Raw genomic sequence first — 22,417 nt, 5'->3', positions numbered from 1 at the left:
CCGTCCCTGGCATGACAGGACTCTGCAATGGCTGACACCTACGATCTCGTCGTCATCGGCTCCGGACCGGGCGGCTATGTCTGCGCCATCAAAGCGGCGCAGCTCGGCCTCAAGGTCGCCTGCGTCGAGAAACGCAAGACCTATGGCGGCACCTGCCTGAATGTCGGCTGCATCCCGTCCAAGGCCCTGCTCTACGCCTCGGAAGCCTTCGCCGAAGCCGGCCATTCCTTCGCCGAGATGGGGATCGAGGTCAGCCCAAAGCTGAATCTCGAGAAGATGATGGCCCACAAGGACAAGACGGTGAAGTCCAATGTCGAGGGCATCGCCTTCCTGTTCAAGAAGAACAAGATCACCGGCCTGATCGGCACCGGCCGGATCAAGTCGGTCGGCGAGGTCGAGGTGACGAAGGACGACGGCTCCACCGAGACGCTGAAGGCCAAGAATATCTGCATCGCGACGGGATCCGATGTCGCCGGCATTCCGGGTCTCGACGTCCAGTTCGACGAGACCACCATCGTCTCGTCCGACCATGCGATCGCGCTTCCCGAGGTTCCGAAGAAGATGGTCGTGGTTGGCGGCGGCGTGATCGGGCTGGAACTCGGCTCGGTCTGGGCGCGGTTGGGCGCCGAAGTCACCGTCGTCGAGTTCCTCGACAAGATCCTGGGCCCGATGGACAGCGAAGTCTCGACCGCTTTCCAGAAACTGCTCGTCAAGCAGGGCCTGACCTTCAAGCTCGGCGCGAAGGTGACGGACGTCGAGAAGAGCAAGAATGGCGCATCGGTCACCTTCGAGCCGGTGAAGGGCGGTGATGCCGAGACGATCGACGCCGACGTCGTCCTGGTGGCGACCGGCCGCAAGCCCTACACGGAAGGCCTCGGCCTGAAGGAGGCCGGCGTGGCCCTCGACGATCGCGGCCGGGTGGAGATCGACGCTCATTTCAGGACCAATGTCGAGGGCATCTATGCGATCGGGGACGTGGTGAAGGGCGCGATGCTCGCCCACAAGGCCGAGGACGAGGGCGTGGCGCTCGCCGAAATTCTCGCCGGCCAGTCTGGCCATGTGAACTACGATGCGATCCCGTCGGTGGTCTACACCGAGCCCGAGGTCGCCTCGGTCGGGAAGACCGAGGAAGAGCTGAAGAAGGCTGGCGTCGAATACAATGTCGGCAAGTTCCCCTTCATGGCAAATGGCCGCGCCCGGTCGATGCTGAAGACCGACGGGTTCGTGAAGGTCCTCGCCGACAAGAAGACCGACCGCGTGCTCGGCGTCCACATTCTCGGCGCCGATGCCGGCGACATGATCGCCGAAGCCGCGCTCCTCATGGAGTTCAGCGGCTCGTCGGAGGATCTCGCGCGCACCTCTCACGCTCATCCGACCTTGTCGGAGGCCGTGCGCGAGGCGGCTTTCGCGGCTTTTGCCAAGCCGATCCACGTTTAGGATCGGCTGGCGCCTCCGTCGGCCAGAGGCTGGCGGCGCGGCGGGCGATAGGCTGCCCCGACCGCCATTCGACTCGCGTTATACGCAGCTCGATCGCTCCCTTTGCCGCCAAAGCCGGCCATCGATCGCGGCGAGGCCCACCCCGATCAGCGCCATGCCCGCGAAGTGCTGGGGCTGCAGAACTTCGCCCAGCACCAGCGCGCCGAGCAGGATGGCGCTGACCGGGATCAGGAAGGTGACGAGGAGGAGGTTCGTCGCGCCCGCCGTGGCGAGCAGCCGAAAATAGAGCACGTAGGCAAGGGCGGTCGAAAGCAGCGCGATGCCGAGGATGGCCGCGATCGTGTCCGCCCCGGGCATGGCGAGCGTCCATGGCCGATCGAGGAGAAGGGCGAGGGGAACCAGCATCGTCGCCGAAGCGGTCACCTGGCCGGTGGCTGTTGCTATGGGCGAGACCCCCATGCGCCGAAAGCGTCGACCGAAGACGCCCGCCAAGGCATAGGAAAAGGCCGCAGCGAGACAGGCGAGCTGGGCGAGACCGTCGGTGCCGAGAGAATTCAGCGCGGAAGGGCCGATCAGAACGACCACGCCCAGAAAGCCGGTCACCACGCCGAACGCCCGGTTCGACGTCAGGCGTTCGTCGCGAGTCACGGCGTGGGCGACGAGGACGGTGAAGAGCGGTGTCGTCGCGTTCAGGATCGAGGCGAGACCCGAGGCGATATGGGTCTGACCCCAGACGATCAGGGAAAACGGCACGAGATTGTTGAGAAAGCCCATGGCGAAGAAGGCGGTCCAGACCGCTTTGTCGCATGGCATTTTGACGCCGAGCACGCGAAGAACGACATGGAGCGCCGCCGCTGCCAGCATGACCCGAAGCGCGACGAGCGTGAAGACTGGCAGTTCGCCAAGTGCGATCTCGGTGAAGAAGAACGAGCCACCCCAGAGAATCGAAAGCGCGATCAGTGTCATCCACTGCGCGGTCCCCATGCGGCGCTCAGGCAACGGGCGACGAGACGGTTCGGGGGCTCGCGGGTCCGGCATCTTTGACGTTTCCTTCAGAATTTTGAAGGACGCTATTGCGACCCGCTGCCGGCAGCGACCCGATTTCCGGGAGAACCCTCGTCCGCCTGCGACTTCGATAACGAAGGTGTTTGCTGCATTGCAGCGGAAACTCGGCTAATCACATTCCAGTGTCGGGAAGGTCGCGTTCGGTCTGCGGCGACACACCGTAACTTGCTGATTGCGATGTCAGACTTATAATTGGTTGGCAGCGTCCCGGCGAGCCGCAGTGTCGCAGCTGGCGCGTTTCCCACTCGGTGGCAGAAAGATTTCATGGTCTCGAACGTTTCTTTCAGGGCTGACCGGCCTCTCCGTCCGGCGCGTCTTGCGATTTCCGCCACGATGATCGGGCTGCTTTCGTTGTCCGCCGCCTGCACGGGTTCCGAGGAAGCCTCGCAGGCTCAGGCCCAGGGGCAGCAGCAACGCCCGCCGCAGCAGGTCGGCGTGATCACGCTGGAGGCGCGGAACGTCGACATCACGACTGAGGTTGCGGGCCGGGTGACGCCCTACAAGACCGTCGAGGTGCGGCCCCAGGTGGATGGCGTGATCGCCGAACAGGTCTACGAGGACGCGACCGAGGTGGAGCCGGGCGACGTTCTCTATCGGATCGACGACGATTCCTACACCGCGCAGGTCGAGGCCGCGCGGGCCGATGTCGCCAGGGCCGAAGCCTCCCTGTCGAGCACCGAATCGCGGTGGCAGCGCTATCAGCGACTGTTGAATTCGAGCGCGATCAGCGAGCAGGAAGCCGAGGACGCACGCAGTGCTTATCTGGAGGCCCGAGCCGGCGTCGCCCAGGCTCAGGCAGCCTTGAAGAGCGCCGAGATCAATCAGCGCCGGACCGTCATCCAAGCGCCGATCGCCGGTCTCGCCGAGCGCTCCAGTGTCAATCAGGGCGCGCTCGTGACGGCCGGGCAGTCCACGCCTTTGACGACCATTCGTCAGGTTGATCCGATCTATGTGGACCTCACCGAATCCAGCGAGAGGCTGGTCGATTTCCGCCGTCGCATGGAGACGGGGGAGATCACCCAGAACGGCAAGGATTCCGACGAGCCATCGGCAACGATCACGCTGGAATTCGCCGATGGCCGGAAATATCCGCTGACGGGAACGGTCTCGGCCGCCGACATGGTCGTGAGCGAAACCACGGGGACGCTGATCTTCCGCACCGTCTTCGACAATCCCGACCGCTTGCTCCTTCCCGGCATGTACATGCGCGCCACCGTCACGCTCGGCGAGACCAGTAACGGCATCCTGGTGCCGCAGCGCGCGGTCACCCGCAATCAGCGGGGCGAGCCGGTGGCATGGTTCGTCTCGGAAGAGGGCACGGCGGTGCGCCGACAGCTGACGATTGCCCGCGACGTCGACCAGAACTGGCTCGTCACCGGCGGCGCGTCGTCGGGCGACCGGCTGATCGTCGACGGGATTCAGAAGATTGGCGAAGGAGCCCCCGTCGATCCGCTTCCCGTGACGGTCGGCGAAGATGGGCTCGTGGCCGAAGCTTCCGCCGATGACGCCGGTGCGCAGCAAGGTGCGAGCGAAGGGACCGAGGCCGGCTCCGGCGACACGGATGCCACGGATTCGGATGGTGCGAATGCCGAACCCGCGGCTTCGGATGAGGCCGCTTCGGACGCGGCGGGATCCGCCGATGCCGCGGCGGACACGCAGCCGGACGGCGAAGAGGCCGCCTCTGAGGCCGATGCCGGCGACGGCACGGTCGACGGCGTCGCGACCCCGTCCGGAGCTGGCGGAGAAACGCCCGATTCAGCCCAGTCGGCCAAGACGGAGTAGGCTCTCGTGCTGTCCATCTTCTTCGTCAACCGCCCGGTCTTCGCCTGGGTGATCGCGCTGTCGGTCATGCTGGCCGGCCTCCTCGGGCTCTACAGCCTGTCGGTCTCGCAATATCCCGACGTCGCTCCGCCGACGATCCAGATCTCCGCGACCTATCCCGGCGCCAGCGCTGAGACGGTGGAAAACTCGGTGACCAAGATCATCGAGCAGAACATGACCGGCATCGATGGGCTGGTCTATATCTCCTCGACATCGTCGGCATCGGGATCGTCTCAGATCTCGCTGACCTTCGAGAGCGGAGTCGACCCCGATACCGCCCAGGTGCAGACCCAGAACAAGCTGCAACTGGTCGAGGCGCAGCTGCCCCAGCCCGTTCAGGATCAGGGTGTTCAGGTCACCAAATCCTCGGGCGGCATCCTGATGGTGGGGTCCCTCGTCTCGAACGACCCGTCTCTGACCTCGATCGACCTCGCCAATCTCATCTCGACACGTCTCGAAGACACGCTCCGGCGCGTTGATGGCGTCGGCAATCTGCAGATCTTCGGCTCGGGCTACGCGATGCGGGTCTGGCTCGATCCGAGCAAGCTCGCCCGCTATCAGCTGACGCCGTCCGATGTAACGGCGGCGATCCGCGCGCAGAACACGCAGGTCTCCGTCGGCCAGCTCGGTGCGCTGCCGGCGGTCGACGGGCAGCAGCAGAACTTCACCATCACCTCCCAGTCGCAGCTCGAAAGCCCGGAAGCCTTCGAGGCGATCGTGCTCAAGACGGCGACCGACGGGTCGGTGGTGACCCTGAACGACGTGGCGCGGGTCGAGATCGGGGCTGAAAGCTACGCGACCGCCGGGCGCTACAATGGACGGCCGGCGGCCGGTTTCGGTGTCAATCTCGCGGCCGGCGCCAACGCCATCGAGACGGCTGACGGCGTCCGCGCGGCGCTGGATACCCTATCAAGCACGCTGCCCTCTTCGGTCGACATCGTCTATCCCTACGACACGACGCCCTTCGTCGAACTCTCGATCGAGAAGGTGGTGGAGACGCTTCTGGAGGCGATCGTCCTCGTCTTCGTGGTGATGCTCGTCTTCCTGCAGACATGGCGGGCGACGATCATCCCGATGATCGTGGTGCCGATCGTGCTTCTCGGTACCTTCGCCGTGCTCGCGGTGGCAGGCTTTTCGATCAACACGCTGACCATGTTCGCCATGGTGCTGGCAATCGGCCTTCTGGTCGACGACGCGATCGTGGTCGTGGAAAACGTCGAGCGCGTGATGGAGGAGGAGAAGCTCTCGCCCCGCGAAGCGACGATCAAGTCGATGTCGGAGATCACCGGCGCGCTGATCGGCATCGCGCTCGTCCTGTCGGCGGTGTTCCTGCCCATGGCCTTCTTCTCGGGCTCCGTCGGCATCATCTACAAGCAGTTCTCGATCACCATCGTCACGGCCATGTTCCTGTCGGTGGTGTTCGCGGTGATCCTCGTCCCGGTCCTGTGCGCGACGCTTCTCAAGCCCTCCTCGCGGGAATCGCGCTTCATCCTGTTCCGCTGGTTCAACAAGGGCTTCGACAAGACCAATCGCGGCTACACGAAGACGGTGGGCGGCATCGTGCGCCGCCCGTTCCGGGTGATGATCCTGTTTCTCATGCTGTCGGCCGCCGCCGGATACACCTATCTGAAACTGCCGAGTTCCTTCCTGCCGCAGGAGGATCAGGGCGTGCTGTTCACCCTGATCCAGCTTCCCGCCGGCGCGACCGCCGAGCGCACGCTGTCCGTCGTGGAACGGGTCGAGGGCTATTTCCTCGAGCAGGAGGAAGAGGCGGTCCAGTCCGTCTTCGCGGTGATCGGCTTTTCCTTTTCCGGCTCGGGCCAGAACAACGCGATCGTCTTCGTCAAGCTGAAGGATTTCGAGGAGCGCGAGGATCCTGCCGTCAACGCTCAGGCGGTGGTCGGGCGTGCCATGGGCAATTTCTTCCAGATTCGCGACGCCCAGGTCTTCGCCCTGACACCCCCGGCGATCCAGGGTCTCGGCACGTCGGGCGGCTTCGAACTCTATCTCAAGGACACCGGCAATCAGGGTCATGAAGCGCTGATGGCCGCGCAGGGCCAGCTTCTGGGCGCCGCCAACCAGAATCCGCTGCTGACCGGCGTGCGGCCGAATGGCGAGACCGACCAGCCGCAATTCCACATCGACATCGATCAGAAGCTCGCGGGCGCGCTCAATCTCGATCTCGGTTCGGTGAACCAGAATCTGTCGACGGCCTGGGCCGGCAGCTACGTCAACGATTTCAACAACAATGGCGATATCCAGCCGGTCTATGTCCAGGCCGACGCGCCGTTCCGCATGCAGCCCTCCGACATCGATCGCTGGTATGCGCGCAACAGCAATGGCGAGATGGTGCCGTTTTCGGCCTTTTCCCGCAGTTCCTGGTCGCAGGGGCCGCCCCGGCTTGCCCGCTACAACGGCGTGTCGGCAGTGAACATCCAGGGTTCCGCCGCGCCCGGCGTCAGTTCCGGCGACGCCATGGACCAGATGGAACAGATCGTTGCCGGTCTCGGCAACGGCTTCACCTCGGAATGGACGGGTCTGTCCTATCAGGAGCGCCTGTCCGGCTCCCAGGCGACGGCGCTCTATGCGCTGTCGGTGCTGGTGGTCTTCCTGTGTCTTGCAGCGCTTTACGAAAGCTGGGCGATTCCCTTTGCCGTCATCCTGACGGTTCCCGTCGGCATTCTGGGCGCGGTGCTCGCGGCCACCTATGGCGGGCAGGCGAACGACATCTACTTCAAGGTGGGCCTGCTCACGACCATCGGTCTCGCCTCGAAGAACGCCATCCTGATCGTCGAGTTCGCGCGCGAACTCCAGGCGCAGGGCAAGGAACTGTTGGAAGCCACGATCGAAGCCTCGTACATGCGGCTTCGTCCGATCCTGATGACGTCCTTTGCCTTCATGCTCGGCGTGTTGCCGCTCGCGATCGCCACCGGTGCCGGCTCGGGCGCGCAGAACGCCATCGGTATCGGCGTTCTCGGCGGCATGCTCTCGGCGACGGTTCTCGGCGTGTTCTTCATCCCGCTGCTCTTCGTGGTCGTCTATCGCATCTTCGTACGAAGCCGGTCGAAGGACAGCGCGGACGATGCGCCGTCCGCCGAACAGAGCGCGGCGCCGGCGGAGTAGGAACCGCGCGCTGCGTCGCGCGATTTCTTCAAGACCTTGGAGAGGAACGACGCGGGCGGCCTGCTTCCGGCCGCTCGTTTTCGCGATGTGATCCCCGTCACAGCGGGCCGGTGAGGGTGTGGGTAGTGTCTTCCCATCGGCGGACGAGACGAGCCGCCCCAACCCGAAGGAAGCACCCCATGTTCAAGAAGACCATCCTCTCCACCGTCGCCGCCGCCGTCCTCGCCACCTCGGCTGTCTCCGTCTCCACCACCACCGCTTCGGCCCGCGACCGGGATCGCGACCGCGCTGTCATCGGTGCCGTGATCGGCCTCGTCGGCGCCATAGCCGGGGTCAAGGCCGAACGCCCCCGCGGCCACGGCTATCCCCGCGGCGGTCACCACATCGACCGCCACGACGACGCCGAATGCTTCGAAAGGCCGATCAAGCGCTACAGCCGCCGCCACGGCCACCGCATCATCGTCGGCTACAAGACCATCTGCCGCTGACGGGTTCTCCAGTGGCAGGAGGTGCCCCTGGCTCGCCCCGAGCCGGGGGTTCTTGCACGCTCGGCGTTCCGAGGCCAGACGGCTTTCAGCCTTAGGCGAGGACTGCCAGATCGAGGGGCTCGTCGACGCCGGCGACTGCACGCTCCCGCCGAACGACCTCATGGGCGCTCGGCACGAAACCCTGCTCCGACGCCTGTGCCAGAGTTTCCGCTGTGGTCAGGGCTCGCGTTGCCTCCTGCTTGTTGTGCTTTTCAAGCTTGGCGGCGAGGTTCACCGCCTCGCCGATGACGGTGTATTCCAGACGCCGGGTGTCGCCCAGCGCGGCGAAGACAACCGGCCCCGCCACGGCCGCTCCGTTCACCGAGAGTGCCAGCCCGGATTCCGCTGCGATCTCGGACGTCCAGGCCTGCGAGGCGTCGATGATCTGGCAGAGTGCGCTGAGGGCGTCGGCCGCGGCCGTGTCGCTCTCGCGCGCAGCGCCGAAGGTCGCGAGCAGGCCGTCGCCGAGATATTTGTCGACGAGTCCGCCATGGCGCTCGACGATCGGAACCACCACCGCGTGAAGTCGCACCAGCGCCTGGACGACGCTCTTCGGATCGCTCTCGCGCACGAAGCTGGTGAAGCCGCGAATGTCGAGAAAGATTACCGCCGCATGGCGCTCGGCCGCGTCGCCGGCCGCCACCGCGAGTTCGGCGCTGGTGATCCGCGCTTCGACCTCGGCCGGCAGGAAACGGCGGATTTCCGCACGCTCGACGCCTTCGCGAATGGTTTTCAGCAGGAGCTTCTGGGCGCGCCCGATGGCAACCGCCAGGATGCCCGCCACCGCGACGATGACGACGATCTTGTCGACCTCGGCCCCGATCATGATCTTCGTACTGGCGACATATTCGACGAAGCTGCGGGTGATCTGTGCCGTGCCGTCGTACCAGATGGCCAGCATCGTCATGCCGACCCAGCCACCCGCTGCGGTGAGGCCCGTCACCAGCACCCAGACCGGCTCGAAGCGCAGCGCCCGAAGGGCGATGAAGATGAACACGTAGAGGATTGTTGGCGCCTGCAGCGAAAATCCCGCCACCTGCCCGTATTGCAGGTGAAACAGCCAGATCAGGCCGTAGAGCAGCGCAATGTCGAGGAGAACGGAGACGAAGAGGAAACTGCGCGGCAGGCCGATGCGATAGGACAGGTAGAGCCGCAGTGCCGTCAGCGCGATGTAGGCGCCGAGCCCTAACGGAACGGGGCTGACCAGGTCCCCGTCGGCCGGTTTCGGCGCGATGACGAAGAGCGTCAGGATGAAGACGCCGATCGCCAGCTGGATCCAGCCGGTCAGCTGTTCGCTCCGCGCTTCGAAGCTGCGGATGTCTTCGGCGACCCGGGCCGGCAGGCTGACGGCGTTTCGCGATGGCCGCAGGGATTTGAGAATCGCAACACCGCCGGCAGCCATTCGCGTCCCTCCTGATCCATCCATCGCCTTGTCCTTCGCCGTCGACGGCAACTCCTTACGCCGCTCGACGCTCAAGTCCTCGTGACGTCAGGGGGCGTGGTCTTCCTGACGCACTCTAGCGGCTTTTTCCCGGCTGCGTGACCGCCAGGATGCCGGTCGACTTGATCGCGCCGCTGCAACGCAATAGGAAGAGGAAACCGGTGGTCGGGCCGTGCCTCCGGGATGCATCCGAGGCGGACAAGGATCGGCCACCGCAGCGAACGGGCAGAACGGCAGCAAATACGCCTTCGTTCTGCCGAGCGAACATCAGGGCTGCGCCAGGAGTCAGCATGCAGTCTCGGTCGGCGCGTATCCTGATCTACAGCCATGACACGTTCGGGCTCGGCCATCTCAGACGAAGTCGGGTCATCGCCCAGGCGCTTGTGGCCCATCGTCCGGAGATCTCGATCCTGATCGTCGCCGGATCGCCGGTCGTCGGATCATTCAGCTTTCCCCCGCAGGTCGACTTCATCCGCGTCCCCGGTGTCGTCAAGCTCGGCGCCGACTCCTACGCCCCATCCAATCCCGGCCTTTCGATCGAGGATCTGACCGAGATCCGCTCGGCGATCATCAAGAAGACGGCCGAAATCTTCGATCCCGACATCTTCCTGGTCGACAAGGAGCCGCTCGGCATGCGCGGCGAGGTGGAGGAAAGCCTCGACTACCTCAAGACCACCGGTTGCCGGCTTGTTCTCGGCCTGCGCGACATCATGGACGAGCCCTCCCGCCTGATCGAGGAGTGGACACGCAAGAACGCTTTCGCGGCCGTGGAAGATCGCTATGACGATATCTGGATCTACGGTCTGCCGGAGATCTGCGATCCGCTGGAAGGGATCGGCGTCTCTCAGAGCGTGCGCGACAAGGCGGTCTTCACCGGATATCTGCCCCGCGCCGACGAGCCCTCGGGCGCCCTGTACGATCCGATTCTCATCGAGGAAGACCCTTATGTTCTCGTCACCACCGGCGGCGGCGGCGACGGGGCGCGTCTGGTCGACTGGGTGCTCAAGGCCTACGAGAGCGACCCGACCATCGCCCCGCGCGCCAAGATCGTGCTCGGCCCGTTCATGGAGACGGGCTACGCTGCCGATTTCCAGACCCGGGCGGCCAAACTCGACAAGGTCGATCTGATCACCTTCGTCGCTTCCATCGAGCCTTTGATCGAACAGGCGGTCGGGCTTGTCGCCATGGGTGGCTACAACACCTTTTGCGAGATCCTCTCCTTCGACAAGCGGGCGGTCATCGTGCCGCGCCGGCAGCCGCGGCTCGAACAGTTCATCCGGGCCTCGCGCGCCGAGGAACTCGGCCTTCTCACCATGCTGTGCGACGACGAGGCGCACGATCCCGCCGTCATGGCCCGGGCGATCAAGGCGCTTCCCGGCCAGCAGAAGCCGCAATCCACTGAGATTCCCGGCCTGCTCGGTGGGGTCGACACGATCCGGCGCCTCGTGGATCAGGCACTTGCCGAAGGCCGAACACGGCGCGGGGGCGGAACGGACCGGGTTCCAGAAGATGGCTTCCGGGTGTCGCGCACCGCAGCCTCGTAGGGCGAGGCTTCAATGAGAGTCGCCTTTTACGCGCCGATGAAGGCGCCGGACGATCCGACGCCATCCGGCGACCGGACGGTCGGCCGCAACCTCGTCGCCGCATTGCGGCGGGCCGGCCATGAGGTCGCGCTTGCCTCGCGCTTGCGCAGCTACGATCGCGGCGATCCGACACGCCAGGAACGGCTTCGGGCATTGGGCGAGCGCGAGGCGCGCCGCGCTCTCAATCGTGTCCGGAAGAGCGGCAAGGCGCCCGATCTCTGGTTCACCTATCACCTTTATCACAAGGCGCCGGACTGGCTCGGACCGGCTGTGACGCAGGCTCTGGGCATCCCCTATGTGGTGGCCGAGGCCTCGGTCGCGAACAAGCAGCGGGGCGGGCCCTGGGACCTCGGCTACCGCGCCAGTCTCGAGGCGCTCGGCCATGCCGATCTCGCCGTGACGTTGAACCCCGCCGACGAAGCCGGAGTGAAGCCGCATCTTCGCGCCGGTGTGCCCATGCTCGCCCTGCCGCCCTTCATGGACACGACGCCATTCGCGAGCGCTCCCCCGGCGCGGGAAACCGGGCGGGCGCGGCTTGCAGCGGATTTCGGCCTTTCGCTCGGGCGCCCGTGGCTCGTCACCGTCGGAATGATGCGGGCGGACCAGAAGCTTGCCTCCTACCGCGTGCTGGCGGAGGCGCTTGCGGCGCTAGACGGAGAGGCGTTCGAGCTTCTGGTCGTGGGCACCGGCCCCGCCGAGGCGGAGGTGCGCGCCGCCTTCGAGGCTGGCGGCGTTTCCGCCACATTGCTCGGCGAAGTCGGGCCGCATGATCTGCCCGGTATCCTGGCGAGTTCGGATCTCTATGTCTGGCCGGCGGTCAAGGAGGCCTGGAGCATGGCACTGATCGAAGCACAGGCGGCTGGCCTGCCGGTCGTGGCAGGGCGCTCGGGCGGTGTCGCGACCGTGGTCGCCGACGGCGAGACGGCGCTGCTTGTCCCGGAAGGAGACGCCCTCGCTTTCGCCAGGGCGGTGGCCGCGCTGCTCGATCCGCAGCGCCGGGCACGCTTCTCCATGGCCGCAGCGTGGCGGGCGGTCGCCTGCCACGACATTTCGGTCGCCGCCTCCCGTCTTGACGGGGCTTTGCGGGAGACGATCGATCGGTTTTACCGCCGCGCCAACGGCGTTCCCTCGAAAACGGAGTGCCATTGATGCGCGTGCTCTTTCACGTCCAGCATCTCCTGGGTGTCGGCCATCTCAGGCGGGGCGAGCTGATCACCAGCGCGCTGGCTCGCCGGGGCATCGACGTCACCGTGGCGCTCGGCGGCCATCCCGTGCCGCAGATGCCCTTCGCCGATGCCGAAGTGGTGCAATTGCCGCCGGTCTCGATCGAAGGCGCAGACTTCAAGCATCTCTATGACGAGACCGGTGCGCCGATCACCGATGAATGGCGAGCGATGCGCACGGCAGCGCTGATCGACCTTTATGAAAAGGTGCAGCCGGACGTCGTGCTTCTGGAAATGTTTCCCTTCGGCCGCTGGCGCTTCCGGTTCGAGCTGGTGCCGCTTCTCGAACGGGCTGCAGAGGACAAACCGCGAGTGAAATGCGTGACCTCGGTGCGCGACATTCTGGTTGCGACGAAGCATCCCGAGCGGGCGCGTTTCGGCGCCGATCTCGCGCGCGAGCATCTCGACGCCGTCCTCGTCCATTCCGACCCGACCCTGTTCACCTTCGACGAGACCTACCCCCATGCCGGCGAACTCGCCGATCTCGTCACCTATACGGGCTACGTGACCGAGGGAGCCGCGCGCGAGCGGGGCGAGCCCAATGATCGCGTCGTGGTCTCCGCCGGCGGCGGGGCCGCGGCCGGCACGCTCATGAAGACGGCGCTCGCCGCCCGCGAGCTGACGCCGCCTGCCATCCGCGACAAGGTGTGGCACATCCTCACCGGGCCGCGCGCGGATGCCGCGGAGTTCGCGCGCCTCAGTGCCTTGGCTGATGAGCGCACGATCGTCGAGCGGTTCTCCTCGCGCTTCCAGGCCTTGCTCGACGGTGCGGCGCTGTCGGTTTCCCAGGCCGGCTACAACACTGTGATGAATCTGATGCGGGCGGAGATTCCCGCCGTCGTCGTGCCCTATGACGACGGTGAGGAGACCGAGCAGTCGTTCCGCTCGCGCCGGATGGAAACGATGGGACTCCTGTCGGTGGTCGAATCGACCGCGCTCACGCCGCAGACGCTGGCGAACGCGATCACCGCCGCCTATGAGCGCCGACGCGAGGACCGTGCTGCAATCGATCTCGAAGGCGCCGAGACGAGTGCTATGGAAATCGAGAAACTGGTCGGCGAACGGTCTTGAACCCGCGAGTGGGTTCACGGGCGGATCCGGAAGATGGCGGTCGGGCCTCTTGCTTGACAGCCCCGACTCGATCGGCCGACAAACCGGGCGCCGACGAACGGCATTTTGAGCCGGGGCGCTTCATCCCGACCGGGCCGTCCGCGAGAAACTGAGCCGGGAATACCCATGGACTTCGCCCTGCCGACCACGAATGCCGATTGGCTGCCCTTCGCGGCTGCCTGCTTTACGGCTCTGATCGGGCTCTTCGCCCTGTTTGCGCCGGTGACCACTCTGGCGGCGATCGGGCTTGCGCCGAGCGCCGTTCGCAAGGACGCGCTCGGCGGGGCGCGGGCGAGTCTCGCGGGTTTCTGGCTCGGCGTCGGCATCCTCGGTGCCGCTCTCTATGACCAGCCCTTCGTGCAGCTCGCTCTCGGCGCCGGATGGCTGTTTTCGGCGTTTGGTCGCCTGGTCTCGCTCCTGTCGGACGGCACCACCGCACGCGCGCTCTTCTATCTGCTGATCGAGCTGCTTCTGGCCGTGGCTCTGCTGGGTCCAGCGCTCGGCCTGATCGCGGTATGAGGGAGCGGCGAGGGCGATCGTCTGGCAGCCTCTCGAACCTTCGCATGCGGAATTATCCAAAAGTACGGGAACAATCGGCCTAAACCGGCCCTGGGAAGCGTCCAAACCGTGTTGTCGCGGTGAAATCCCTATGCTAGACGGTCGCTGTCTTCAGGGAGGAGGGCCGGCGTCCCGCCAGTCGTCTGTCCTGCCTCATCAACGGTTTCAATGGCTTGAAGCATCCGGCTCACACCGCGCGGCGAGCATTGAAGAAACGCGAAAGAGAAACGGTCGTCCGTGGCACAATCATCCTCTCCCGTTTCGGGGGTCGCAGACCGCTACGCCCAGTCCCTGTTTGAACTCGCGCTCGAAGAAAATGCGCTCGAGACGGTCGAGTCCGAGCTCGCTTCCTTCAATCAGCTGATCGACGAGAGCGCCGATTTCCGTCGTCTGGTGGAAAGCCCGGCCTTTTCCTCCGACGATCAGCTGCGCGCCATCGAGGCCGTGGTTCAAGAGACCAAGCCGGGCCCGCTCACCGGCAATTTCCTGAAAGTGGTGGCGTCGAATCGCCGTCTCTTCGTCCTGCCCGGCATGATTCGCCGGTTCCGTCAGCTCGCCGCCGAGCAGCGCGGCGAGGTCGAGGTCGACGTGACGAGCGCGCATCCGCTCACCGACGATCAGCGTTCGGCGCTCGCCGAGACGCTGTCGGGCTACGCGGGCAAGACCGTAACCATGCGCGAGAAGGTCGATTCGGCCATTCTCGGCGGGCTGATCGTCAAGATCGGCTCCCGCCAGATCGACACCTCGCTTCGCACCAAACTCAATTCGCTCAAGCTTGCACTGAAAGAGGTCGGCTGATGGACATCCGCGCCGCGGAAATCTCCGCGATCCTGAAGAACCAGATCAAGAACTTCGGCAACGAGGCGGAAGTCTCGGAAGTCGGTCAGGTCCTGTCGGTCGGCGACGGCATCGCCCGCGTCTACGGCCTCGACAACTGCCAGGCCGGCGAGATGGTCGAGTTCCCGGGCGGCATCCAGGGCATGGCGCTCAACCTCGAAGCCGACAATGTCGGCGTCGTGATCTTCGGCTCCGACCGTGAGATCAAGGAAGGCGACACCGTCAAGCGCACCGGCGCGATCGTGGAAGTGCCGGTCGGCAAGGGCCTGCTCGGCCGCGTCGTCGACGGTCTCGGCAATCCGATCGACGGCAAGGGCCCGATCGACAGCGGCGAGCGTCGCCGCGTCGACGTCAAGGCGCCGGGCATCATCCCGCGCAAGTCGGTGCATGAGCCGATGTCGACGGGCCTGAAGGCCATCGACGCGCTGATCCCGATCGGCCGCGGCCAGCGCGAGCTTGTCATCGGCGACCGCCAGACCGGCAAGACCGCGATCCTGCTCGACACCTTCCTCAACCAGAAGCCGGCTCACGACGAGAACCGCGAGAACGACAAGCTCTACTGCATCTACGTCGCTGTCGGTCAGAAGCGTTCGACGGTCGCGCAGTTCGTTCGCACGCTGGAAGAGCGCGGTGCGATGGAATATTCCGTCGTCATCGCCGCTACCGCCTCCGATCCGGCGCCGATGCAGTACATCGCGCCCTTCACCGGCTGTGCGATGGGCGAGTTCTTCCGCGACAACGGCATGCATGCCGTGATCGGTTATGACGATCTGTCCAAGCAGGCCGTCTCCTACCGCCAGATGTCGCTGCTTCTGCGCCGTCCGCCGGGACGTGAAGCCTATCCGGGCGACGTCTTCTATCTTCACTCGCGGCTTCTCGAGCGCGCGGCGAAGATGGGCGACGATCACGGTGCCGGTTCGTTGACCGCTCTGCCGGTCATCGAGACCCAGGCGGGTGACGTGTCGGCCTACATCCCGACCAACGTGATCTCGATCACCGACGGCCAGATCTTCCTCGAGACGACGCTGTTCTACCAGGGCATCCGCCCGGCGGTGAACGTCGGCCTGTCGGTGTCGCGCGTCGGTTCGTCCGCGCAGATCAAGGCGATGAAGCAGGTTGCCGGCTCGATCAAGGGCGAACTCGCCCAGTATCGCGAGATGGCCGCCTTCGCGCAGTTCGGCTCGGACCTCGACGCTTCGACCCAGCGTCTCCTCAACCGCGGTGCGCGCCTGACCGAACTGCTCAAGCAGCCGCAGTTCTCGCCGCTGAAGACCGAGGAGCAGGTGGCGGTGATCTTCGCCGGTACCCAGGGCTATCTCGACAAGCTCAAGGTCGAGCAGGTCGGTGAGTTCGAGGAAGGCCTGCTCAACGCCATGCGCACCGAGCACAAGGGCGTTCTGGAGCAGATCGCGACCGAGAAGGCTCTCTCCGACGAGATCCGCGAGAAGCTGAAGTCGGCGATCGATTCCTTCGCCAAGACCTTCGCCTGATCCGGAAAACGAGGTGCTACGGCCTCTTCCGCCCGAGGGTGGATGAGGCCGCGCCAGCGGGAGACTGCGCCAGACCATGGCATCACTCAAGGACCTTCGAAACCGCATCGCGTCGGTCAAATCCACGCAGAAGATTACCAAGGCCATGCAGATGGTCGCGGCGGCGAAGCTGCGTCGGGCCGAGGAAGCTGCGGCTGCGGCCCGGCCCTATGCCGATCGCATGGCGTCGGTTCTCGCCAACATCGCCGGCGCCGTCGAGGGCGACGGCCCGCCGCTGATGGTCGGCACCGGCAAGGACGACGTGCATCTCCTCGTCGTCTTCACCGCCGAGCGCGGCCTGTGCGGTGGCTTCAACGCTTCGATCGTCAAGCTCGCGCGCCAGCGCCAGCGTGAACTCGAAGGCCAGGGCAAGACGGTCAAGTTCCTCGCCGTCGGCAAGAAGGCGTGGGACCTGATGCGTCGCGACCTTTCCGACAAGGTGGTCGAGCGCGTCGATTTCCGTGAGGTCAAGCAGATCGGCTTCGACGAGGCCGACCAGCTCGGCGAGATGATCATGCAGCTCTTCGACAAGGGCGAATTCGACGTCTGCACGATCTTCTATTCGGCATTCCAGAACGTCATCACACAGGTGCCGACCGCACAGCAGATCATTCCGGCCGACCTTTCGGGCGGTGAGGACGAGTCCGACGAGGGATCCAACGCCGCGGTCTACGAATACGAGCCGGAGCCGGGCGCGATCCTCGATGCCCTGATCCCGCGCAACATCAAGGTCCAGCTCCTGCATGCCATGCTCGAAAACGCCGCCTCCGAACAGGGCGCGCGGATGACGGCCATGGACAACGCGACGCGCAACGCCGGCGACATGATCGACAAGCTGTCGATCTCCTACAACCGCCAGCGCCAGGCGCAGATCACGACCGAGCTGGTCGAAATCATTTCGGGCGCCGAGGCGCTTTGACGCTAGTATCGAGAGGAGGCCTTATCGATGGCTGACAAGAACATTGGCCGCGTGCATCAGGTCATCGGCGCGGTCGTCGACGTCGAGTTCGACGACCACCTTCCGCCGATCCTGAACGCGCTCGAATGCGACAATAACGGCATGCGCCTGGTGCTCGAGGTTTCGCAGCATCTCGGCGAAAACACCGTCCGCACGATCGCGATGGACCTGACCGAAGGTCTGGTCCGCGGACAGGACGTCGTTGATACGGGCGCGCCGATCGAGGTGCCGGTGGGCGACGAGACGCTCGGGCGCATCATGAACGTCATCGGCGAGCCGATCGACGAGATCGGGCCGATCAACACCTCCCAGAAGCGCGCGATTCACCAGTCGGCTCCGCCCTATATCGAGCAGTCGCCGGAATCGCAGATCCTGGTCACCGGCATCAAGGTTATCGACCTCCTCGCGCCTTACGCTCGCGGCGGCAAGATCGGCCTGTTCGGCGGCGCGGGCGTCGGCAAGACGGTTCTGATTCAGGAACTGATCAACAACGTCGCGAAGGCGCATGGTGGCTACTCGGTGTTCGCCGGCGTCGGCGAGCGCACCCGCGAGGGCAACGATCTCTATCACGAGATGATCGAGTCCGGCGTGAACAAGGACCCGCACGAGAACAACGGTTCGGCCGAAGGGTCGAAGGCCGCTCTCGTCTACGGTCAGATGAACGAGCCTCCGGGAGCCCGCGCCCGCGTTGCGCTCACCGGTCTGACGATCGCCGAGCACTTCCGCGACCAGGGCCAGGACGTTCTGTTCTTCGTCGACAACATCTTCCGCTTCACCCAGGCGGGCTCCGAGGTGTCGGCGCTTCTTGGCCGTATTCCTTCGGCGGTGGGCTATCAGCCGACGCTCGCCACCGACATGGGCCAGATGCAGGAGCGCATCACCACCACGACCAAGGGCTCGATCACCTCGGTGCAGGCGATTTACGTGCCTGCCGACGACTTGACCGACCCTGCGCCGGCGACCTCCTTCGCCCACCTGGATGCGACGACGGTTCTCAACCGTGCCATCTCGGAAAAGGGCATCTACCCGGCCGTGGATCCGCTGGACTCCACCTCGCGCATGCTGTCGCCGATGATCATCGGCGAGGAGCATTATGACGTGGCGCGGCGGGTGCAGCAGGTCCTGCAGAAATACAAGTCGCTGCAGGACATCATCGCCATTCTGGGCATGGACGAGCTGTCGGAAGAGGACAAACTCACCGTGGCCCGCGCCCGCAAGATCGAGCGCTTCCTGTCGCAGCCCTTCGCGGTCGCCGAGGTGTTCACCAACACGCCGGGCCAGCTCGTCGCGCTGGAAGACACGATCAAGTCCTTCAAGGGCCTGGTCAATGGCGAGTACGATCACCTGCCGGAAGCCGCCTTCTACATGGTCGGCTCCATCGAGCAGGCGGTCGAGAAGGCCAAGAAGCTCGCCCAGGACGCCGCCTGATGAATGACGGTCGCGGCCTCAGGATCGAGGACGCGATCAACGAGACCTGCCCGTGGTCGGGAAAGCCGATCGCGGGCGATTCTCTGACAATCCATAACGGCGCGGTGGTCGGGTTCTGCAACCCCGGTTGCCGCGATCAGTTCGAGACGGCGGTCAGGCATTTCGAGGCCGCCGCGAAGGAACGAAAGACCGATGGCCGATAGCTTCCAGTTCGAACTCGTCTCTCCGGAAAAGCTTCTGATGTCGGAAGCGGTCACGGCCGTCAGCGTGCCGGGGTCCGAAGGCTTCTTCACCGTCATGGCGAGCCATGCCCCCGTCATGACGACGGTCAAGCCGGGCATCGTCATCGTCACCAAGGAAGGTGGCACCGAGGAGAAGATCTTCGTGCGGGGCGGGTTCGCCGACGTCAACGAGAAGGGCCTGACGCTCTTGGCCGAACAGGCCGAGCCAGCCGATCAGGTGGACATCGCTGCCCTCGAGCAGAGCATCAAGGATGCGGAGGAAGACGTCTCCGACGCGTCGGACCCGGAAGAGAAGGCAAAGGCTCAGCACGCCCTTGACCAGCTCCGGGAGGCTCGGGCGGGTCTGCCCGGCTGAACGTCTCAATCTGCGTGCGAAGACCTTCGGCCCGGACAGCCATTTCGGCTTCCGGGCCGTTTTCTTGTGCCTTCCAGCTGGTCAGCCGGTCAGGCGGGCGGCGCGACAAGCAGGCTTTGCATGCCAGTGGCATCGAGGGCCTCGCGCACGAAGCCCTCGCGTTTTCTGGACTCGACGAATTCGGTGAGCGCTTCCACGAGTCCCGTCTTGGCGACTGGCACCGCCATGGCCTGTTCGATCGCGGTGATCCGTCCGTCGAGAAAGCGGAATCCGGTGTCGCCCGCGAAGGCCTTTTCCAGTGATTGGGCAACGCCCGCCACCGCGTCGGCAGACGAGGGATCGGCCTTGAACCGGTCGAAGGAAGCGCCCGGCGTTTCGGCGCGCACCAAGGCCACATGGCTTGCGTGTTCGCTGAGATAGAGATCGTAGGCCGAGTTCTCGGCCACCAGCAACGAGACGCCGTCGCGATCGAGTTCGTCGACATGCTGGAGCGGCGAGTCCGCCCGCACGATCGCCTTCGCCTCGATCAACACATAGGGGCTTGAATAGGCAACGACCTCGCGCCGTTTCGGGTCGATGGCGAGAAAGGCGACGTCCCAACGGTCCGCGCCGGCATCGGCCACCACCTTGCCAGCGCCGGGATAGAGGATGAAATCGGGCTCTGCTCCCAGTTTTTCGGCGAGCGCACGCGCCAGGGCGAGGCTGACGCCGGAAAGCGCCCCCGACCCGGGATCCCGCCGGGCGAGCGACGCGTTGCCGAGATTGATCGCGACACGAAGCCTGCCGTGTTTCACAAGACCCTCTCGCAGCAGGGCAAGGGAGGTGTCGTCCATCGGCGCTCCGGTTCTGGTGCCGCTTCTCACGGCACGGGCTTTTCGAGATGGCGGAAGGCCGCGATCACCTGTTCGTAGACGCCACGCTTGAAGGGCACGATCAGTTCGAGAAGCTCGTGCATGGGCTTCCAGTCCCAGCGGTCGAACTCGGCGTCGTGGCCGCCCGGCGGCGGATCGATCTGCACCTCGCTTTCATCGCCCTCGAAGCGGAAGGCGAACCAGCGCTGGGTCTGGCCGCGATATTTCCCCTTGAAGGCGATGCCGACGAGTTCGTGCGGGAGATCGTAATTGATCCAGTCCGGCGCTTCGGCGAGGAGCGAGACGGAGCGCATTCCGGTCTCCTCATAGAGTTCGCGCCGCGCCGCTTCCAGCGGATCCTCGCCCTTGTCGATCCCGCCCTGGGGCATCTGCCAGAGCTTATCCGCCCCCGTCATCTCGCCCCTGTCCTCGATCAGCCGGCGTCCCGCCCAGACCAGCCCTGCACGATTGAGCACCATGATGCCGACACAGGGTCGATAGGGTAGAGAGGCGGGATCGGTTTCGGGCATGGAACGTCTTTCTTTGATTTCACGGGTTCTGCGCAGAGGGGGGGAGGGTTGCGTTTCACCGCGCGTTGAAACGTTATCGTCCACCCCCTGGCGAGCAAGGGACCGCCCCAAAAAATTCGGCCGCGCCTTTGAAAGCGCGGCCGCCGGGCATCGGAAGCGGTTCCCCGGATCAGAGGAGGCCGGCTTCCTTGTAGTAGCGCTCCGCGCCCGGGTGCAGCGGAACCGGCAGGTTCTTGGCCGCCGTTTCAGGGTCGATCGACTTGGCGGCATTATGGGCGGCGACCAGTTGGTCGAGATTTTCGAAGAGCTGCTTGGTCATCTGATAGGCCAATTCCTCGTCGACCTCGGACGAGGTGACGAGGATGTTGGTAATCGCCAGCGTCGGCACCGCCTCGTCCTGGCCCTCATAGGTCCCGGCGGGAATTTCGGCGGCCTGGAACGGCGCGCCCAGCGTCTCGGCGATCTCTGCCGGGACGGCGACCATGTTGATGGAGATCGAGGACGCCAGATCGCGGATCGAGGCGACACCAAGGCCGGCCGATTGCAGCGTCGCGTCGAGCTGGCGGTTCTTGATCAGTTCCACCGATTCGGCGAAGGGCAGATACTCGGTCTTGCCAAGATCGTCATAGCTCATGCCGGCGGCCTCGAAGATCGCGCGAGCGTTGAGCTCGGTGCCGGAGGCCGGTGCGCCGACGGACAGGCCCTTGCCCTTGAGGCCTTCGAGATCGGTGATGCCCGATTCCTCGGAGGCGACGATCTGGACGTAATTCGGATAGATGGCGGCGATCGCGCGCAGATTCTCGACCGGCTGCGCAAAGCCCGCTTCCTCGTTGCCCTCGGCGGCGGCCTTGACCGAATCGCCAAGCGCAAAGCCGATCTCGCCGCGGCCTTGGCTGACCAGCTTGATGTTCTCGACCGACGCCTTGGTGGACTGCACCTGCGTCTTCACGCCTTCGATGTTGTCGCCATAAACCTTGGAGAGCGCGACACCCAGCGGATAGTAGACGCCGGATGTGCCGCCGGTGAGCACATTGATGAATTGCTGGGCCGAGGCGGCGGCGGGCGCAAAGGCCAGGCCGACGGCAACGGCAGACGCGGCGAGGCGCGCGAAATGTTTCATGAATCTCCTCCCATCGGACCCACGCGGCCCTTGGGGAAAGTTGTAGCAAGTGGCCGGGAAAGCTCAAGTCCGATCGGAGACCGGATCGGTTTTCCGCGCGGCGACACATGGATGTTGTTCGCCTTAGTAAGGCGCCTAAGTTCTGCTCTGCGGAGCCGGACGGACCGGGCAGGCAGCGAGGCAGGAAGGAAATGCTGAACGAATTTCGGGAATTCGCCCTCAAGGGCAACATGGTCGATCTGGCGATCGGCATCATCATCGGTGCGGCGTTTTCCGGCCTCGTCAATTCGATCGTTGCCGATCTTTTCATGCCTCTGGTCGCCGTCATCACGGGCGGGGTGGATTTCACCAACAAGTTCGTGCCGCTTGCCGAGGGTGTCACCGCAACGAGTCTCGCCCAGGCCCGCGAGCAGGGTCCGGTCTTCGCCTATGGCAACTTCGTGACGCTGGCGATCAACTTCCTGATCGTCGCCTTCATCCTGTTCCTCGTGGTCAAGGGCATGAACCGCCTGAAGCGAAAGGAAGAGGCAAAGCCCCCGGAAGTCGCCAAAGTGCCGCGCGAGGAAAAGCTCCTGGAAGAGATCCGGGACCTTTTGGCCGCGCGGGAAGGAGCGGAAAGGCGGGTTTAGGCTGTTCGTCCCCGGGGTCTAAATCCATAAGTCGACCAAAACGACGTTTT

At 64.9% G+C, this 22,417-nt stretch carries 20 protein-coding genes; 15 read left to right on the top strand and 5 right to left on the bottom strand.

The window, feature by feature from the left end; all coding sequences use genetic code 11:
• The first annotated feature begins 27 nt into the window (after positions 1–27).
• Positions 28–1,437 (top strand): dihydrolipoyl dehydrogenase, encoded by a 1,410-nt coding sequence (lpdA, locus tag MF134_RS04165; protein WP_255338144.1) that lies wholly within the window; start codon positions 28–30, stop codon positions 1,435–1,437.
• 78 nt (positions 1,438–1,515) lie between these two features.
• Here the strand turns inward: lpdA and MF134_RS04160 are convergent, their stop codons facing one another.
• Positions 1,516–2,421, bottom strand: coding sequence for a DMT family transporter (locus tag MF134_RS04160; RefSeq protein ID WP_369695406.1), 906 nt, complete (start codon positions 2,419–2,421; stop codon positions 1,516–1,518).
• A 414-nt stretch (positions 2,422–2,835) separates the two neighbouring features.
• On the opposite strand from MF134_RS04160, the gene MF134_RS04155 reads away from it, so the two are divergent.
• The 3 genes from MF134_RS04155 (at position 2,836) to MF134_RS04145 (ending at position 7,934) form a co-directional block, all read left to right on the top strand.
• A complete protein-coding gene (locus MF134_RS04155; protein WP_255338142.1) occupies positions 2,836–4,284 on the top strand; it encodes an efflux RND transporter periplasmic adaptor subunit in 1,449 nt (482 codons plus the stop codon).
• Positions 4,285–4,293: 9 nt separating this feature from the next.
• Positions 4,294–7,446 (top strand): efflux RND transporter permease subunit, encoded by a 3,153-nt coding sequence (locus tag MF134_RS04150; protein ID WP_255338521.1) that lies wholly within the window; start codon positions 4,294–4,296, stop codon positions 7,444–7,446.
• A 179-nt stretch (positions 7,447–7,625) separates the two neighbouring features.
• Positions 7,626–7,934 carry a hypothetical protein gene (locus tag MF134_RS04145; protein WP_255338141.1) on the top strand — a complete coding sequence of 103 codons (309 nt, stop codon included), beginning with the start codon at positions 7,626–7,628 and terminating at the stop codon, positions 7,932–7,934.
• A gap of 91 nt (positions 7,935–8,025) precedes the next feature.
• Here MF134_RS04145 and MF134_RS04140 read toward each other — a convergent pair whose 3' ends face one another.
• On the bottom strand, positions 8,026–9,375 hold the full coding sequence (locus MF134_RS04140) for an adenylate/guanylate cyclase domain-containing protein (protein ID WP_255338140.1): 1,350 nt from the start codon (positions 9,373–9,375) through the stop codon (positions 8,026–8,028).
• A 329-nt stretch (positions 9,376–9,704) separates the two neighbouring features.
• Here MF134_RS04140 and MF134_RS04135 point away from each other — a divergent pair, with 329 nt between their 5' ends.
• The 10 genes from MF134_RS04135 (at position 9,705) to MF134_RS04090 (ending at position 19,237) form a co-directional block, all read left to right on the top strand.
• Positions 9,705–10,958, top strand: a complete 1,254-nt coding sequence (locus tag MF134_RS04135; protein WP_255338139.1) for a glycosyltransferase family protein — start codon at positions 9,705–9,707, stop codon at positions 10,956–10,958.
• 12 nt (positions 10,959–10,970) lie between these two features.
• Positions 10,971–12,146, top strand: coding sequence for a glycosyltransferase family 4 protein (locus tag MF134_RS04130; protein WP_255338138.1), 1,176 nt, complete (start codon positions 10,971–10,973; stop codon positions 12,144–12,146).
• On the top strand, positions 12,146–13,291 hold the full coding sequence (locus tag MF134_RS04125; RefSeq protein WP_255338137.1) for a glycosyltransferase family protein: 1,146 nt from the start codon (positions 12,146–12,148) through the stop codon (positions 13,289–13,291). Before MF134_RS04130 ends, MF134_RS04125 begins: the two co-directional genes overlap by 1 nt.
• Before the next feature lie 165 nt (positions 13,292–13,456).
• Complete coding sequence (locus MF134_RS04120) at positions 13,457–13,849, top strand: AGROH133_08824 family phage infection protein (protein ID WP_255338136.1); 393 nt, start codon at positions 13,457–13,459, stop codon at positions 13,847–13,849.
• A gap of 276 nt (positions 13,850–14,125) precedes the next feature.
• Positions 14,126–14,686, top strand: coding sequence for a F0F1 ATP synthase subunit delta (locus MF134_RS04115; protein ID WP_255338135.1), 561 nt, complete (start codon positions 14,126–14,128; stop codon positions 14,684–14,686).
• Positions 14,686–16,215 (top strand): F0F1 ATP synthase subunit alpha, encoded by a 1,530-nt coding sequence (atpA, locus tag MF134_RS04110; protein ID WP_255338134.1) that lies wholly within the window; start codon positions 14,686–14,688, stop codon positions 16,213–16,215. Before MF134_RS04115 ends, atpA begins: the two co-directional genes overlap by 1 nt.
• Positions 16,216–16,291: 76 nt before the next feature.
• Positions 16,292–17,173, top strand: coding sequence for a F0F1 ATP synthase subunit gamma (locus tag MF134_RS04105; protein ID WP_255338133.1), 882 nt, complete (start codon positions 16,292–16,294; stop codon positions 17,171–17,173).
• A gap of 27 nt (positions 17,174–17,200) precedes the next feature.
• Positions 17,201–18,640: a F0F1 ATP synthase subunit beta gene (atpD, locus tag MF134_RS04100; protein WP_255338132.1), complete on the top strand. Its 1,440-nt coding sequence runs from the start codon at positions 17,201–17,203 to the stop codon at positions 18,638–18,640.
• Entirely contained in the window at positions 18,640–18,843 is a 204-nt protein-coding gene (locus MF134_RS04095) for a glutathione S-transferase (RefSeq protein ID WP_255338131.1), read from the top strand. Before atpD ends, MF134_RS04095 begins: the two co-directional genes overlap by 1 nt.
• Complete coding sequence (locus MF134_RS04090) at positions 18,833–19,237, top strand: F0F1 ATP synthase subunit epsilon (protein ID WP_255338130.1); 405 nt, start codon at positions 18,833–18,835, stop codon at positions 19,235–19,237. The genes MF134_RS04095 and MF134_RS04090 overlap by 11 nt, the downstream gene beginning before the upstream one ends.
• 89 nt (positions 19,238–19,326) lie before the next feature.
• Here MF134_RS04090 and MF134_RS04085 read toward each other — a convergent pair whose 3' ends face one another.
• The 3 genes from MF134_RS04085 to MF134_RS04075 form a co-directional block, all read right to left on the bottom strand.
• Positions 19,327–20,070: a transporter substrate-binding domain-containing protein gene (locus tag MF134_RS04085; protein WP_255338129.1), complete on the bottom strand. Its 744-nt coding sequence runs from the start codon at positions 20,068–20,070 to the stop codon at positions 19,327–19,329.
• Between the two features lie 26 nt (positions 20,071–20,096).
• Positions 20,097–20,618 (bottom strand): RNA pyrophosphohydrolase, encoded by a 522-nt coding sequence (locus MF134_RS04080; protein WP_255338128.1) that lies wholly within the window; start codon positions 20,616–20,618, stop codon positions 20,097–20,099.
• 169 nt (positions 20,619–20,787) lie between these two features.
• The gene (locus MF134_RS04075) at positions 20,788–21,738 is read right to left on the bottom strand and encodes a TAXI family TRAP transporter solute-binding subunit (protein ID WP_255338127.1); all 951 of its coding nucleotides are present in this window, start codon (positions 21,736–21,738) and stop codon (positions 20,788–20,790) included.
• 191 nt (positions 21,739–21,929) lie between these two features.
• Between MF134_RS04075 and mscL the strand changes: the two genes are divergently transcribed.
• Entirely contained in the window at positions 21,930–22,367 is a 438-nt protein-coding gene (gene mscL / locus MF134_RS04070; protein ID WP_255338126.1) for a large conductance mechanosensitive channel protein MscL, read from the top strand.
• The last annotated feature ends 50 nt before the right edge of the window (positions 22,368–22,417 follow it).

Source organism: Jiella marina, assembly GCF_024359545.1.
GTDB lineage: Bacteria > Pseudomonadota > Alphaproteobacteria > Rhizobiales > Rhizobiaceae > Jiella.
The sequence above is the reverse complement of the archived record's forward strand: the minus strand, read 5'-3'. Positions and strand labels throughout refer to the sequence as shown.

Bases quoted from the DNA above. Each gene is read 5' to 3' on its own strand.
- lpdA (WP_255338144.1), top strand. From the start codon at position 28: ATGGCTGACACCTACGATCTCGTCGTCATCGGCTCCGGACCGGGCGGC.
- MF134_RS04160 (WP_369695406.1), bottom strand. From the start codon at position 2,421: ATGGGGACCGCGCAGTGGATGACACTGATCGCGCTTTCGATTCTCTGG.
- MF134_RS04155 (WP_255338142.1), top strand. From the start codon at position 2,836: ATGATCGGGCTGCTTTCGTTGTCCGCCGCCTGCACGGGTTCCGAGGAA.
- MF134_RS04145 (WP_255338141.1), top strand. From the start codon at position 7,626: ATGTTCAAGAAGACCATCCTCTCCACCGTCGCCGCCGCCGTCCTCGCC.
- MF134_RS04140 (WP_255338140.1), bottom strand. From the start codon at position 9,375: ATGGCTGCCGGCGGTGTTGCGATTCTCAAATCCCTGCGGCCATCGCGA.
- MF134_RS04135 (WP_255338139.1), top strand. From the start codon at position 9,705: ATGCAGTCTCGGTCGGCGCGTATCCTGATCTACAGCCATGACACGTTC.
- MF134_RS04130 (WP_255338138.1), top strand. From the start codon at position 10,971: ATGAGAGTCGCCTTTTACGCGCCGATGAAGGCGCCGGACGATCCGACG.
- MF134_RS04125 (WP_255338137.1), top strand. From the start codon at position 12,146: ATGCGCGTGCTCTTTCACGTCCAGCATCTCCTGGGTGTCGGCCATCTC.
- MF134_RS04120 (WP_255338136.1), top strand. From the start codon at position 13,457: ATGGACTTCGCCCTGCCGACCACGAATGCCGATTGGCTGCCCTTCGCG.
- atpA (WP_255338134.1), top strand. From the start codon at position 14,686: ATGGACATCCGCGCCGCGGAAATCTCCGCGATCCTGAAGAACCAGATC.
- MF134_RS04105 (WP_255338133.1), top strand. From the start codon at position 16,292: ATGGCATCACTCAAGGACCTTCGAAACCGCATCGCGTCGGTCAAATCC.
- atpD (WP_255338132.1), top strand. From the start codon at position 17,201: ATGGCTGACAAGAACATTGGCCGCGTGCATCAGGTCATCGGCGCGGTC.
- MF134_RS04095 (WP_255338131.1), top strand. From the start codon at position 18,640: ATGAATGACGGTCGCGGCCTCAGGATCGAGGACGCGATCAACGAGACC.
- MF134_RS04090 (WP_255338130.1), top strand. From the start codon at position 18,833: ATGGCCGATAGCTTCCAGTTCGAACTCGTCTCTCCGGAAAAGCTTCTG.
- MF134_RS04085 (WP_255338129.1), bottom strand. From the start codon at position 20,070: ATGGACGACACCTCCCTTGCCCTGCTGCGAGAGGGTCTTGTGAAACAC.
- MF134_RS04080 (WP_255338128.1), bottom strand. From the start codon at position 20,618: ATGCCCGAAACCGATCCCGCCTCTCTACCCTATCGACCCTGTGTCGGC.
- MF134_RS04075 (WP_255338127.1), bottom strand. From the start codon at position 21,738: ATGAAACATTTCGCGCGCCTCGCCGCGTCTGCCGTTGCCGTCGGCCTG.
- mscL (WP_255338126.1), top strand. From the start codon at position 21,930: ATGCTGAACGAATTTCGGGAATTCGCCCTCAAGGGCAACATGGTCGAT.